This is a genomic window from Pseudoflavonifractor sp. (assembly GCF_050943825.1).
GTDB lineage: Bacteria > Bacillota > Clostridia > Oscillospirales > Oscillospiraceae > Pseudoflavonifractor.
Map to the genome: position 1 here is coordinate 1 of NZ_JBMNPX010000033.1, position 13828 is coordinate 13828.

The following is a 13828-nucleotide window of genomic DNA, read 5'->3' on the forward strand; positions in this document are numbered from 1 at the left end:
GACTCTTATGAGGCAGCCTTCGCATTAACTGAGCAAATTAGCGCATAAAATTATTCGGTGGTTGTGCAATATCCCAAATTGCATAGCCGCCGAATAAAATTTTTGTCCCTTACTTGACACTCGCAGAGGGTCTCATCATGGGCGTGGGCGCCAAGCTGTTTGTTATCGCCGGGCCGGTGCTGGTGTACGGTATCAGCGCCAGTGTCATCTACGGACTGCTTCTGGTGCTGTTCACTGGGAGTTAAAATATTGGAATAAGATGTAAGCCGCCCGCCGTTTCCAGTGAGAAACGGCGGGCGGCTGTACTGCGTTCGGAGAAAATTGACGGTACCCGGGCGTATATGATAAATTGATTCCAACTAAAAGTGTCACATCCTGGTTCGGCTTCCGTCTCAATGGGTGAAAGGGAAAGAACAAAGGAGGGATTCCCGTGGAGGACGCAAACATTGTGGCGCTGTACTGGCAGCGGGACCAGGGGGCTATCACAGCCTCGGATGAGAAGTACGGCACGCTCTGCCACAGCCTCTCCTTCAACATTCTCCAGACCCATGAGGATGCGGAGGAGTGCGTCAACGACACCTGGCACCGGGCCTGGGACACCATGCCGCCCCAGAAGCCCAACTCCCTGCGGGCCTATTTCTGCCGCATTGTCCGCAACCTGTCCATTGACCGGTGGCGGGCCAGATACAGCCAAAAGCGGGGCGAGGGGATGGGCAGTCTGGTGCTGGAGCTGGAGGAGTGCGTGCCCGCCGTGCCCAGCGCTGAGGAGCAGTGGGAGACGGAGGAGATCGGCGCCGCCGTGGAGCGATGGCTGAGACAGCAGCGCGACCAGGACCGGAAACTGTTCGTGGGCCGGTACTTTTACGGCGCGGCGGTACGGGACCTGGCCGCCGGGCTGAGAGGCTCCCCCAACGGCACCACCCAGCGGCTGCGCCGCCTGCGGCAGTCCCTCCGCCGGGCACTGGAGCAGGAAGGAGTGACACTATGAGCAGAGAGAGCGAGCGGCTGCTGGAGGCCATGAACAGCCTGCCGGACGCCACTTTGGAGGAAAATGTCCCCGTGACGGCGGGGAAAAAGCGCCGCTGGAAGAAGTGGGCGGCTCTGGCGGCCAGCCTGGCCGTGGTGGTGCTGGGGGTGGGCATCTTCACCGGGTTCATCCCCCTGCTGGGGGGACGAGCGGGACAGAACGGCTCGGGCAGCGACGGAGCGTCGGTCTTTATGTCCTACGCCGGGCCGGTGTTCCCCCTGACCCTGCGGGAGGAAAACGGCGCCATTGAGGCGCAGCGGAACATTACCCTGGACTTTGAACCCTGGGTGCCGGTGTGGATCTCCAACCAGGAGGAGGCTGCCTCCCGCACCTGGCTGACCGAGGCAGAGCGGCAGGATGTGCTGGACTTCTATAACGAGCACTACCCGGAGGGCGGGCAGTACAAGAGCAGCACCGACATTCTGGTGACGGATTCCTACACCCTGACCAATACCTCGGCGGAGAACCAGTCCCTGACCGTCCTCTACCCCTTTGTGTCCGGGCTGAACAATCTGGAAGAAAACCGGCCCACCCTGACAGCGGACGGGACGGAGCTGAACACCACCCTGCGGGTGGGCACCTATGCGGGAGGTTTTGAAGGCGTATGGGGCGCAGACGACCCGGAGGGCACCGCGAACCTGGCCTATCCCCACAGCTGGACGGATTACCAGGCCCTGCTCTCCGACGGCAGCTACCTGGAGAACGCCCTGGGGCCCGGGCCGGACGTGACCGATGTGCCGGTGGTTGTCTACAAACTGACCGACCCGTACAGTCCTGAACAGGATGAGGAGGCGGGGATCACCAACCCCACCCTGCGGGTGACCTTCAACCTGGACTACGACAAGACCAACGTCCTGACTTACGGCTTCCACGGCGCCGCCTATGACCGGGAAGCGGGGACGATGATGCAGAGCTTCTCCGTCCCCCAGCCGGGAGAGTATGACTACGGCAAGGAATACTACCTCCTGGTGCTGGGGGAGGATGTGGAGAATATGACCATCCAGGGCTACGCCAGCGGCGGCATGGAGGAGGATGCCCCTAAGTTGGAGGGCTGCGGGGCTACCGTGGAGCGGTATGAGAGCGATTTGGACACCATGCTCCGGCAGCTGCTGCCCCTCATCTGGGAGGAGAGAGGCCAGGAGGACGCAGATTTTGAGCTGTACTACCGGGCCTTCCTGGAGCAGCTGCTCTCCTACGGGGTGCTGTCCGACGAACCGGTGGAGCGGTACGACACCGGCTGGCTGGAGTTCATCGAGGGCGGCATGGTCCGGGTGTGCTGGCTGGAAAGTGAAATTACCGTGCCTGCCGGAGGGACGGTCAGCCTGACCGCCGCCATGACCAAGGCGGGCAGCTACGACTGCACCGGGACAGACAACGTGGGCGTGTGCGGCTACGACCTGGTGACCAAGCTGGGCTCCAACCTGGCCTGTGCCGCCCAGACTGCCACGCTGCAGGACAGAGGACAGATTGAAATTGTCCGTCAGAACTTCGGTTTTGACCTGGAGCAGGGGATTGCCACCGTCACTCTGGACCCGGCGGAGGAGCACTACTACCTGGAGGTGCGGGCCTCCGGAGAGAAAGAACAGAGGTAAAGACAGGCCCCTGCCGCCAGAGTGGCGGCAGGGGCCTGTGCGCTGTTCAACTTGTAGAAAAGTTGAACAATTTCACAAAAACTACTTGACAAAATGGGGAACTCATCGTACAATATAGCCAGAAAGAAAGAGGCGAGTCCGATGGGCTGAAAGGCTCAGAGAACCAAGGAACCCAACAAGGAAACCGAGGTCTTTCCCAGCGAATGAATTCATTCACCATTCGCCACGCGTGACAGATTCCAGGAACCAAGCGAAAAACAGCCATCAGTTAGTTCCAAACAGCACTCACATGTGTGAGACGGCACACGGTAACCTCGAGCAAAGTATTGCGTAAGACGGAGCCAGATGTGCAACAGGTGTTTTAGGTAACTGCGCAGAGACATGTTTTCCAGGATCCAGGATTCTTAATGTACAAAATCCGAAGAAAGTAAGAGGTTAATCAGTTGGTAGAGATTCAGAATCAGTAGCCCCCCGGTCACGTTGGATGGCCGGGGGGTTGTTGTTTTGTCGGGCGGTTTCTAGGCGGCACAGATGTGCCGGGACTGCGGATATTTACGGGAACGGAATTTTACGCTATAATCACAGAGAAAGCGGAGCGGTGCTCTGCGCTGAGGGGGCGAGAGGACATGGAAGAGATGCTGAGAACTGCGATTGTGGAGGACGAGGACGCAGCTGCCCGGGATTTGGAGGAATGCCTGAAGCGGTACTGCGAGGCCCGTGGGATCTCCTGCTCCACAGAACGGTTTCGGGACGGAAAGACCTTCCTGGAGCAGTACAGCCCCCGGTATGACCTGATTTTTATGGATATCCGCATGCCCAAGGTGGACGGTATGGCCGCCGCCCAGCGGCTGCGGGAGCTGGACCGTGTGACCGCCCTGGTCTTTGTCACCAGCATGGTGCAGTATGCCGTAAAGGGCTACGAGGTGGAGGCCCTGGACTTTATCGTCAAGCCGGTGCGCTACTCCTCCTTTGAGATGAAGATGCGCCGGATTCTCCAGGCCGTGGACCTGAAAAAGGGACGGGAGGTACTGCTGAATGTGGGCGGCACGGTGCGGGTGCTCACCTCCTCATCCATTTACTACGTGGAGGTCATGGACCACGACCTCACTTACCACACCAGCCAGGGAGATGTCACCGTCCGAGGCAAGCTGAGCGCGGTGGAGCAGCAGCTGCCCAAAGAGGTCTTTTTCCGGTGCAGCACCTCCTATCTCATCAACATGCAGCATGTTCGTCAGCTCACCGGAGACACAGTGCTGGTGGGGGATAGGGAGCTGCGGGTGAGCCGGGGCAAGAAAAAGGAGCTCATGGCGGCCCTGGCTGCCTGTCTGGGCAGGGGAGTGTGACGGAATGACAGGTCTGGCGCTCTATAAACTGCTCTTTATGGCCCAGCTGCTCTTCGGCGAGGGTATGTTCCTCTTCCGCCTGGAGCGCAGGCCCCGCTTCGGCCTGCGGTTGGCGGCTGTCATTACGGTTATGTTTCTCATTGCCGCCCTTTTTCCACTGCTGGAGTACAATGCCTGGTATGTCTCCTTCCTCTTTCTGACCATGTTCCTGTGCAGCCTGCTGGCCATGCGCTGGTGCTATGACGAGCCCTGGGGCAACATCCTCCTCTGCGGCATCGCCGGGTATACGGTGCAGCACCTGGCTTATCTGGCCTACACCTTCATCAGCGAAGCCACGCAGATAAGCCTGCTGTTCGGCGTTACCTTTGACCCGTACAGCAACACACCCTTTGATCTGGGGCAGATCCCGCTGCTCCAGATGGTATTCTATATCGACTGCTACTTCCTGGTGTACGCCTTTGCCTTCAGTATCTTCGACAAGCTCCTGAAAGGAAATCACAACCTGTATCTGGGCCGCACCAGCCTGGTGGGACTCAGCGGACTGCTCATCGCCGCCGACGTGATTTTCAACATGATTACCAACTATTATACCACCGGCTCCCGGGCCTCCCTGCTGCTGGAGCGGAGCTACAATATCCTCATCTGCGGCCTGATTCTTGCCCTTCTCCACAATCAGCTCTCCAGCCGGGCCCTACGGGACGAGCTGGACGAGGTGCAGCACCTGCTGGAGCAGGGAAAGCGGCAGTACGAGATCTCCCGCAGGAGCGTAGACCTCATCAATATGAAATACCACGACCTGCGCCACCAGAGCGAGTTGCTCAGCCGCCGGGGCGACCTGGCCCGGGAGGAGAAGCAGGAGCTGGATCAGGTGCTGGCCGAGTACGCCGACCAGGCCAAGACGGGCAACGAGGTGCTGGACACCATCCTGACAGAGAAAAACGTGCTCTGCCGCAGCCGGGGCATCCGCCTGAGCTCCATGGCCGACGGACGGGGATTGGACTTTATCAAGGCCCACCATCTCTACGCCCTGCTGGGCAACGCCATCGACAACGCCATGGAGGCGGTTCAGAACCTGCCCGAGGAGGAGCGGGACATTCTGCTGACGGTAAAGCGGACGGGCAACCTGGTGAGCATCCATGTGGAGAACCGCTGTGCCGGGCCGGTGGCTATGCGTGGCGGCCTGCCTGTCACGACCAAGGGAGACCGGGACTACCACGGTTTCGGCATGCTGAGTATGCGCACTGTGGCCGAGCAGTACGGCGGCACCCTCACCGTCCGGGTGGAGGACGGGGTCTTTCTGTTGGATGTGGTCATGGCCGACGAGCCGGAGGCGCAGGAGGCGGAATAACCAACTGCGTCGCCTTTTGTGCAAACGGCGGCAAATCTCTTCCCATTTACCAAAAATATTTGTATCATGCTCATGACGAAAGCAAAGTGCACCGGGCGCCGGGCCCGGGCACGGCGCGCCCGGCGTCATGAGCATTGTTTTTCTCCGCCCGGCCAGGCGGGGAGACGTGCAGCAGGATAGAGAGGAGAACTGTCCATGAAGGCAAGAAAAATTGTACGCACCAGTGTGGGCGGCGTGCTCATCGCCCTGACCCTGGTGGTCACCATTGTAGCCAACGTCATGATTCCGCCCAACCTCAACGTGATCAACGGCTTCCTGGGCGACAGCGGCGGGACCGTTATCGAGCAGCCGGATACCTACACCGAGGACCTGGACCTGCAGTACAACAAGGCCGACTACACCGCCGAGGAGATGGCTGCCGTGGAGCAGGCCCTCAACGAGGAGATTGTGGGAGAAGGCGTTGTTCTGCTGAAGAATGACGACAACAACATGCCCTTTGCCGAAGGCACCACCTTCAGCTTCTTCGGCCGCTCCTCCACCAAGCTGATGGGTAACACATGGTATGACATCATGCTGCAGATGGGTTTCGCCGGCGACCCGGGCACCACCCTGCGCACTACCTTTACCGACCGGGGCTTCAGCGTCAACGAGACGCTGTGGAACTTCTATGACTCCGGCAACGGCAGCAGCTACGGACTGGGCGTGGGCTCGGTCAGCTACGGCGACGACGAGGACTTCTCCATCAACGAGTGCCCTCTGGACGTGCTGGAGAGCGAGCCCGGTCTGCTGGACAGCGTCCAGGGCACGGTGCCCGTGTTCGTCTGGGGCCGGAAGGTGGGCGAGGGCCGGGACATGCCCCGGTCCATGTACAACCACACCGACATCCCCGAGGACCAGGCCAAGAGCTACCTGGAGCCTGACAGCGTGGAGCTGGAGATCCTGACCTACCTCAACGAGAACTTCGACAACGTGGTCCTGCTGGTCAACTCCTCCGCCGCCATGGAGCTGGGCTGGGTGGACCAGTTTGAGAACATCAAGTCCATCGTCTATGTGCCCAGCGTGGGCAATTACGGCCTGTACGCCCTGGCGGACATCTTTGCCGGGAACATCAACCCCTCCGGCCGCACCGTGGACACCTTTGCCGCCGACGCCCTGGCTTCCCCCGCCGCCCAGAACTACGGCGACTACCAGTACATGGACGAGAACGGCCAGATGACCAAGTACAACTATGTCACCTATCAGGAAGGCATCTACGTTGGCTACCGGTACTACGAGACCCGGTATGAGGACGTGGTCATGGGCACCGGCAACGCCGGGGATTACGACTACGCCAGCGAGGTGGTCTATCCCTTTGGCTACGGCCTGAGCTACACCACCTTCCAGTGGGATAACTTTTCCGCCGCTTGGGACGGCGACGCCTGCACCGTCACCGTGGACGTGACCAACACCGGCGATGTGGCCGGCAAGGACGTGGTCCAGGTCTACGTCCAGTCTCCCTACACCGACTACGACAAGGCCAACAAGGTGGAGAAGTCCTCCGTGCAGCTGGTGGGCTTCGGCAAGACCGAGGAGCTCCAGCCCGGTGAGACCGGCACCGTGACCGTCACCTTTGAGCGGGAGCAGCTCAAATCCTACGACTATACCAATGCCAAGACCTACATCCTGGACGCCGGCGACTACTACATTACCGCCGCCGCCAACGCCCACGACGCGGTGAACAATGTGCTCGCCGCCAAGGGCTACACCACCGAAAACGGTATGACCGCTGAGGGTGATCCCTCTTTTACCGATGTGTACACCGTGGCCCAGATGGATGTGGACACCTACTCCGTGGACTCCGCCACTGGCGTGGCTATCACCAACCAGTTTGACTTCGCCGACAGCGGCTGCACCTACCTCAGCCGCAGCGACTGGCAGGGCACCTGGCCCACCCACGACGGTGAGGTGAGCGGCCAGGTCTCCACCTGGGGCAATGAGATCAACGGCAGCGACGGCGTGTCCTACACCTATGCCAAGACCATCAGCAGCGAGGACCTGGCCAAGCTGGATTCCTTCGACTCCCTCAACCCCACTGACCCCGCCACCATTACCGATACTCCGGTCTACGGCGCCGACAACGGAGTGTCCCTCATCGACCTGCGGGGCAAGGACTACGACGACCCCCTGTGGGAGAGCCTGCTGGACCAGCTCAAGCCTGAGGACTACCAGACCATCATCGCCACCTCCGGCTACGGCACCGCCGCCCTGGAGAGCGTGGGCAAGCCCGCTGCCCTGGATCAGGACGCGGCCACCGGCCTGACCGGCGGCGGCACCGGCGTGAGCTACAGCGGCACCATCGTGCTGGCACAGACCTGGAACCGGCCTCTGGCTGAGCGCTACGGCGTGATGATCGGCAACCAGTCCCTCATCGGCGGCTGCGTGGGCTGGTACGCCCCCGCTATGAACACCCACCGCACCCCCTTCTCCGGCCGCAACAACGAGTATTACTCCGAGGACGGCTTCCTCTCTGGCTCCATCGCCGCCGCCACCAGCCGGGGCGCCGCCAGCAAGGGCATGTACACCTTCATCAAGCACTTTGCCGTCAACGACCAGGAGAACCACCGGGGCGACCGCAACGGCCAGTACAGCATGGCCACCTGGTCCAACGAGCAGGCCATCCGGGAGATCTACCTGCTGCCCTTTGAGATGTGCGTGAAGAACGACCCCGTCACCCTCAACTACGTGGAGGAGGACGGCAACGGCGGCTATGTCAACGCCAGCCGGGATTATCCCCCCGTCACCGCCATCATGACCTCCTTCAACCGCCTGGGCTACACCTGGACCGGCGGCTGCTACAACCTGCTGACCAACGTTCTCAGGGGCGAATGGGGCTTCCACGGCTTTGCCATCACCGACAACGCCAACACCGGCTCCCCCACCTTCATGAACGCCTATCAGATGATTGAGGCCGGCGGCGACGCCGCCCTGACCACCACCGAGTACGCCGTGTGGAAGTTCGACCAGAACAGCTCCGCCGACTACCACTACGGCCGCCAGGCCATGCATAACGTGCTCTACACCGTGGCCAACTCCAAGGTCATGAACGGCCTGATGCCCGGCTCTGAGTTTGTCACCCCCATGACCCTGGCGGAGAAGATCCTCACCGGCGTCAACATCGCCTCCGTGGTCATCATCCTGGCTCTGGCCTACTTTATCTTCCGGGGCTTCAAGCCCACCAAGAAGAAGGCTGCCAAGCTGGCTGCCAAGGCCGAAGCGAAAGCAAACGGACAGAAGAAATAACCATCAAAGCAAAAGACCGGAGCACGGATATTCCGCGCTCCGGTCTTTTTTCTACTTTCGCTTTCCGGGGATGGCGCTGAGAATGGTCTGAGCGTAGTGTTTCCGCTCCTGGGCTGTGAGCAGGGCGGACACGTCGTCGTCACAGCACAGCTCCATATCCCGCACACCCTGCCGGACCATCATCCACACCAGCGGATTGAACCAGTGGAAGGCCCCGGCGGCGTACAGCAGGGCTTTGTACAGAATATCCCGCCGCCGGAGGTGGCACAGCTCGTGGATCAGCACCAGGGACAGCTCCTCCAGGCCTCCGGCACCGGGAGCGCGGGGAAGGAGAATCACCGGATGGAATAACCCCGCCAGCATGGGGCTGCCCACCCCGGTGCACCTCGCCAGAGACACGGAAGCCTTCAGGCCCAGCCGTGTCTTCTGCGTCTCCAGCTGCGCCAGCGCCGAAGTATCCTCCACCGGTTCCGCCCAGCGGCGCAGATACCGACGGAACCGCCAGTGGGAGGCCAGATGCCACAGGGTTAGGCCTGCCGCGCCCGCCAGCCAGAGGCAGAAGAGAAGCTGCCCCGCCGTAAGGGAGAAAGAGATTGAGGGAATATCTGTCTCAGCGGGAGCCTGGGAAACTGGGACGGTATTGTCAGCGCTTGCCTGTGGAGAGGGAGAGGCTGTATTACTGCCTGCTGGGGTGGTTTGAGAGGAAGGTGGGGCTATTGATAATGTGGGGGACGGCAGGGGATGAGATGGAACCGGTGTAGCGTCCATCCCGCCGCTGGCCTGGGGCTTGGGCTCGGAGAGGAACGGCCCAGGGTCCGGCGGTGTGAGCACCACCGGGGCGTTGGGCAGCGAGAAGTTGACCGGAATCAGCAGCCGCACTGCCACCGCCAGCCATACCCAGTACCGCCAGCGGATTTTATACCGCCGGGCCAGAACCGGCCCCAGCGCCAGAAGCAGCAGGATGACGGCGGACATGGTCAGGGTGATCTCCGCCAGAGTGAGAAGAAAGCCGGGCATGGACACCCTCCTGTGTTTTTAGACTCTGGAGTCGGAGAGATAGAGCCGATCTATCACGCCGTCCAGGTCCTTGTCATAGAAAGCCACGACCAGCTGGTAGGTGCCGCCCTCCCCGTCGGGACAGGTGAGGAAGAGCCGCCAATCGGTGGGCTCGGTATTGACGCCGTTGGAGAACCACTCCCCGTCGGGATAAGCGGCCCTGGCCTCCTCCATGGTGCTGCCCAGGTGGTCAGGGAGGGAAGATCCGAGGTGACCAGCGCCCGAAGAGCCAGGGAACCCCGGGCCGGGTTGTAGAAATAGGAGGCGCTGGTGCTGCCGCCGCTGCCGTACCACTCGGCGTAGGTATAGACGCCGTCCCCATAGGTATCATCGGTGGTGGTGCCGTAGGGCGTACCCAACAGACCGGTGACAGATGTGCCCAGGGCGTAGGAAGCGCCGTCCAGGGTGAAGGAGGTCTCCAGGTCGGCGATCCCCTCACAGGAGAGGTCAAAGTACTGCAAAAAGACCCAGCTGCCCACCCCGTTTTCCACCAGCTCGGGGTGTTCGCTGGCAATGGCCAGGGTGAAATACCGGCGGATGGTGGGATCGTCCCCGTCGGGGGCATAAAATTGGATAAAGTCGTCCTCCCATTTTGTGATGGTGATGGCCGAGGTGTCCACATGATACCCACAGGAGAGTAGGTCGGCGCTGTCCTCCCGGAACCAGAGGGCATCATCAAACTGGAGGATCACCGGCTGAGCCGTATACACATACCGCTGGAACAGCTGGGTACTCACCTCATGGGGGAAAATAATGGCGGACTGGCTGAGAATCTGGTCATCCATCCGCCTCCAGGAGGTGTCCTGGAAGTCGGCAAACTGATACCAGGTGTGCCCCTCGCTGTCGGTATAGGGCTGCCCGGTGGGCGCCGCCTCTCCCCGGAAGCAGTCCATAATCTGGTCGGCCTGGTCCAGCTTACCCCGGAGGAAGGCCTGTCTGCCGGCCAGGATCATGGCCTCGTCTCCGGCCTCGCTGCCATGTCGGATGAGGAAGTTGCCCAGAATGCCCTCCCAGCCGCCGAGAAAACCGGCGTCGGTGCCGTCGCTGACAAGAGTGCCCAGCAGCGTCCGGGTTTCGCCGGACAGCTCTACCACCAGATAGTAGAAAAAGCTGTCCGGGTGGTACCAGCCCTCGTCGTCTATCCAGCTGCCGCCCGCCACCAGCATGTCTGGGTCGGCGGCCTTCAGGAGGTAGTCGATCTGATACACCTCCAGGTCGGCGTCGGGGAGAATGCCCGAGAAGGTGCCCTCGCCCGTGATGGAAGTGACCTGGATGTCGGTAAACGTGCCGGAATCCCCGGACAGTTCCTCCATGGACTCTGCGGCGTACTCCTGGGCAAAGACCACCACCTCCTCGGGGATATCCGAAAAGGCGGTCTCCTCCGGGGGCTCCTCCAACGAGCGGGTGCAGGCTACCAGACCGCCGGCAAAGACCACCAGCACCAGGGCGGCTACCGCCACCAGACCGCCGTTTTTCCGGCCGGGCGCAAATAGGTTACCCAGCCTGCGGCGGACAGCTCCGGCGCTGCTGCGGAATGGGGTGGAAAACAGGGTGCGGGGCAGAGTAGGGCGCATGCGTGTTCCTTTCATTGTGGTTCACTCCTTTGCGCAAGACCGCTATTTGTCCTGTGTCAGCTCCTCCAGATACTGCTGAAGCTCTTCCAGCTCCGCCTGGTCCACCCGGCCGTCTCCCGCCAGAGAGGCTACAAAACCCTTGAGGGAGCTGCCGAAGAGCTGGTCCAGCACCGCCCGGCCCTCGAAGGCCTGGTATTCCTCCCGGGAAACCAAAGGCGTATAGTAGTTGCTCTTGCCCAGCTTCCGGCAGGCGATAACCCCTTTCTTGGTCAGCCGGGTGAGATAGGTATTCACCGTGTTGGTGGCCCAGCCGTGGCTGGCCAGAGCCTCCTCCAGTACCGAGCGGGGCGTCTCGCCGCCGGCGGCCCACAGGGCCTTCAGCACCTCCAGCTCGGTGTCGGGCAGTCGTCTCAGCTTCATGCTCAGACCCCTTTCTACTTCGAATGTAGTATATCTTCTGATTTCATATTATCACATAAAATCTGGCTGTCAATAACGAAAGGGTTACAAAAAGGGACGGATGGTATCCATCCGTCCCTGTGCTATGCTTGTCTTTTTAAAGAAGGGTGAGCCCGTTGATGTCCAGCTTGAAGGTGAGGCCGAAAAACTCCGCCGCCTTGCGGCACAGGAGCATCCGGTCCAGAAAGATCTCAAAGTAGTCCATCACCGCGCACACCTCTGTATTGATGGACAGGGTGAGGGTGACGGTCCTGGCGGCGGTGTCCAGGGTCAGGTCGGACTTCTCCACGGCGTAGTTGACCCGGTCGTGGATGTCAAAGCTGATGGTGTCCTTGTTGCGCACCCGGCTGCGCCGCACGTCGGTCTTGTCTGCCAGCAGCAGGGCGGCGGCAATGGCGTTGACGGGGAAGGCGGTCTTGTCGTCGTGGTAGCCGATGGCGGTGATGACCGCCGCCACATCCGCTGGTTCCATACCCATCTTGTCCAGGATGCGGAAGGCCATTGTGGCGCCGCTGATGGCGTGGTCGTGGCGGTTGACCACGTTGCCGATATCGTGCATAAAGCCGGCAATCTTGGCCAGCTCGATCTGACGGTCGTCATATCCCAAATCCCGCAGCAGGCCGCTGGCCGTGACGGCGCACTTGGTCACGTGGGCAAAGGAGTGCTCCGTAAAGCCCAACGCGATGAGCGAGGCGTCCGCCTGAGTAATATAGGTGCGAATTTCCGGGCTGTTCTTTACGTCCTCATAGGTGATTTTCATGAGTGTACCTCTTTTATATTGTAGTGTCAGCGTACATTGGCCAGGTCATAAGGCGTGGTCTGATAGACGTAGTAATTGAGCCAGTTGGTATACAGCAGCTGTCCGGCGCTCCGCCAGCGGACCACAGGGGGCTTGTCCGGGTTGTCGCCGGGGAAGTAGTGCTCCGGCACCTCGATGTCCAGACCCTTGTTCCGGTCCCGCCAGTACTCCTTAGCCAGCGTGTCCGGGTCATACTCCGGGTGGCCCATCACAAAGAACTGACGGCTGTCCTGGCTTTTTACCGCATACACCCCTGCCTCAGGGGAGTAGGCCACCAGCTCCAGCTCGGGTACCTTCAGGATATCCGCCTTCCAAACCTCGGTGTAACGGGAGTTGGGGGCGTAGAAGATATCGTCAAAGCCCCGGAAGAGGGGAGAGCTGGGCTTGAGCACCATAGTCTCATAGACGCCGAAGAGCTTTTTGGGCAGAGAGCGCTTCTCAATGCCATGGTGATAGTATAACCCAGCCTGGGCACCCCAACAGATGTGAAGAGTGGAATGGACGTGGGTTTTACTCCACTCCATAATCTCGCACAGTTCTTCCCAGTAGTCCACCTGCTGGAACTCCATGTTCTCCACCGGTGCGCCGGTAATGATCATACCGTCAAAGCGGCGGTCCCGTACCTGCTCAAAGGTGGTATAGAAGGATTCCAGGTGGTCGCTGTCCGTGTTCCGGGAGCGGTAGCTGGAAGTACGCAGCAGTTCCACCTGAATCTGAAGGGGGGTGTTGGACAGTTTCCGCAGCAGCTGGGTCTCCGTGACAATCTTGGTGGGCATCAGATTGAGAATCAGCACGTTCAGCGGCCGGATATCCTGGTGCATGGCCCGGTATTCTGTCATTACAAAGATATTCTCACTCTCCAGCACTGCCCGTGCAGGAAGGGAATCGGGGATTTTAATGGGCATCTGAGCCACCTCCTGGAAATCGTCCGCATACTTCTTATATTATAATAGCTGGCAAGTCTCTCTGCAACCGCCAAAAAAACGGAAAAGTCCACGACAAGAGGACAAATGGACGCTGTAAAAATAAAATGAAGAAAAATGAAAAAACATGTTGACAGGAGCGGAAAAGGGTGGTAATATAGTCAAGCTCTCGCGAGAGAGCGGCCGAGCTGACAAGTACATCGTTTTGGGCGCGCCTGACGGCTGACGACAAAATGAAAAAAGTGCTTGACAAGCGAAGTAAGACATGATATCATATAAAAGTTCGCTGCGAGAGTGGCGGGCGGCTGGATGAGAGTTCTGGATTTGAACTTTTGGAGCTGAAAAGCTCCGAAAAAAGTTTGAAAAAAGTACTTGACAGCAACAAAACGGTATGATATAATGAACGAGTTCCTGCCGCTGAGGTAGGG

General features: G+C 60.2%; 10 protein-coding genes and 1 pseudogene. 6 read left to right on the plus strand and 5 right to left on the minus strand.

Going from position 1 to position 13828, the window contains the following annotated elements; all coding sequences use genetic code 11:
• Window positions 1-122: 122 nt before the first annotated feature.
• The 6 genes and pseudogenes from ACOX7T_RS14675 to ACOX7T_RS14700 all read left to right on the plus strand — a co-directional run.
• A pseudogene (locus ACOX7T_RS14675) lies at window positions 123-245 on the plus strand (SpoVA/SpoVAEb family sporulation membrane protein); the annotation flags it as partial.
• Between the two features lie 185 nt (window positions 246-430).
• The gene (locus tag ACOX7T_RS14680; protein ID WP_433444105.1) at window positions 431-988 is read left to right on the plus strand and encodes an RNA polymerase sigma factor; all 558 of its coding nucleotides are present in this window, start codon (window positions 431-433) and stop codon (window positions 986-988) included.
• Window positions 985-2619, plus strand: coding sequence for a hypothetical protein (locus tag ACOX7T_RS14685; protein ID WP_433444107.1), 1635 nt, complete (start codon window positions 985-987; stop codon window positions 2617-2619). The genes ACOX7T_RS14680 and ACOX7T_RS14685 overlap by 4 nt, the downstream gene beginning before the upstream one ends.
• Before the next feature lie 626 nt (window positions 2620-3245).
• The gene (locus tag ACOX7T_RS14690; protein WP_433444109.1) at window positions 3246-3962 is read left to right on the plus strand and encodes a LytR/AlgR family response regulator transcription factor; all 717 of its coding nucleotides are present in this window, start codon (window positions 3246-3248) and stop codon (window positions 3960-3962) included.
• A gap of 4 nt (window positions 3963-3966) precedes the next feature.
• Entirely contained in the window at window positions 3967-5310 is a 1344-nt protein-coding gene (locus ACOX7T_RS14695; RefSeq protein WP_433444111.1) for an ATP-binding protein, read from the plus strand.
• Between the two features lie 195 nt (window positions 5311-5505).
• A complete protein-coding gene (locus ACOX7T_RS14700; protein WP_433444113.1) occupies window positions 5506-8589 on the plus strand; it encodes a glycoside hydrolase family 3 C-terminal domain-containing protein in 3084 nt (1027 codons plus the stop codon).
• Window positions 8590-8640: 51 nt separating this feature from the next.
• On the opposite strand, the gene ACOX7T_RS14705 is transcribed toward ACOX7T_RS14700, so the two are convergent.
• From ACOX7T_RS14705 to metA, 5 genes are all read right to left on the minus strand, one after another.
• The gene (locus ACOX7T_RS14705; protein WP_433444115.1) at window positions 8641-9606 is read right to left on the minus strand and encodes a M56 family metallopeptidase; all 966 of its coding nucleotides are present in this window, start codon (window positions 9604-9606) and stop codon (window positions 8641-8643) included.
• A 53-nt stretch (window positions 9607-9659) separates the two neighbouring features.
• Window positions 9660-11234, minus strand: coding sequence for a hypothetical protein (locus tag ACOX7T_RS14710; protein WP_433444117.1), 1575 nt, complete (start codon window positions 11232-11234; stop codon window positions 9660-9662).
• 27 nt (window positions 11235-11261) lie between these two features.
• A complete protein-coding gene (locus ACOX7T_RS14715) occupies window positions 11262-11639 on the minus strand; it encodes a BlaI/MecI/CopY family transcriptional regulator (protein WP_433444119.1) in 378 nt (125 codons plus the stop codon).
• Between the two features lie 136 nt (window positions 11640-11775).
• Window positions 11776-12438: an HD domain-containing protein gene (locus ACOX7T_RS14720; protein WP_433444121.1), complete on the minus strand. Its 663-nt coding sequence runs from the start codon at window positions 12436-12438 to the stop codon at window positions 11776-11778.
• A 26-nt stretch (window positions 12439-12464) separates the two neighbouring features.
• The gene (gene metA, locus ACOX7T_RS14725; RefSeq protein ID WP_148318874.1) at window positions 12465-13382 is read right to left on the minus strand and encodes a homoserine O-acetyltransferase MetA; all 918 of its coding nucleotides are present in this window, start codon (window positions 13380-13382) and stop codon (window positions 12465-12467) included.
• Between the last annotated feature and the right edge of the window lie 446 nt (window positions 13383-13828).

Coding starts and splice junctions, on each gene's coding strand:
- ACOX7T_RS14685 (WP_433444107.1), top strand. CDS start 985: ATGAGCAGAGAGAGCGAGCGGCTGCTGGAGGCCATGAACAGCCTGCCG.
- ACOX7T_RS14690 (WP_433444109.1), top strand. CDS start 3,246: ATGGAAGAGATGCTGAGAACTGCGATTGTGGAGGACGAGGACGCAGCT.
- ACOX7T_RS14695 (WP_433444111.1), top strand. CDS start 3,967: ATGACAGGTCTGGCGCTCTATAAACTGCTCTTTATGGCCCAGCTGCTC.
- ACOX7T_RS14700 (WP_433444113.1), top strand. CDS start 5,506: ATGAAGGCAAGAAAAATTGTACGCACCAGTGTGGGCGGCGTGCTCATC.
- ACOX7T_RS14705 (WP_433444115.1), bottom strand. CDS start 9,606: ATGCCCGGCTTTCTTCTCACTCTGGCGGAGATCACCCTGACCATGTCC.
- ACOX7T_RS14710 (WP_433444117.1), bottom strand. CDS start 11,234: ATGAAAGGAACACGCATGCGCCCTACTCTGCCCCGCACCCTGTTTTCC.
- ACOX7T_RS14715 (WP_433444119.1), bottom strand. CDS start 11,639: ATGAAGCTGAGACGACTGCCCGACACCGAGCTGGAGGTGCTGAAGGCC.
- ACOX7T_RS14720 (WP_433444121.1), bottom strand. CDS start 12,438: ATGAAAATCACCTATGAGGACGTAAAGAACAGCCCGGAAATTCGCACC.
- metA (WP_148318874.1), bottom strand. CDS start 13,382: ATGCCCATTAAAATCCCCGATTCCCTTCCTGCACGGGCAGTGCTGGAG.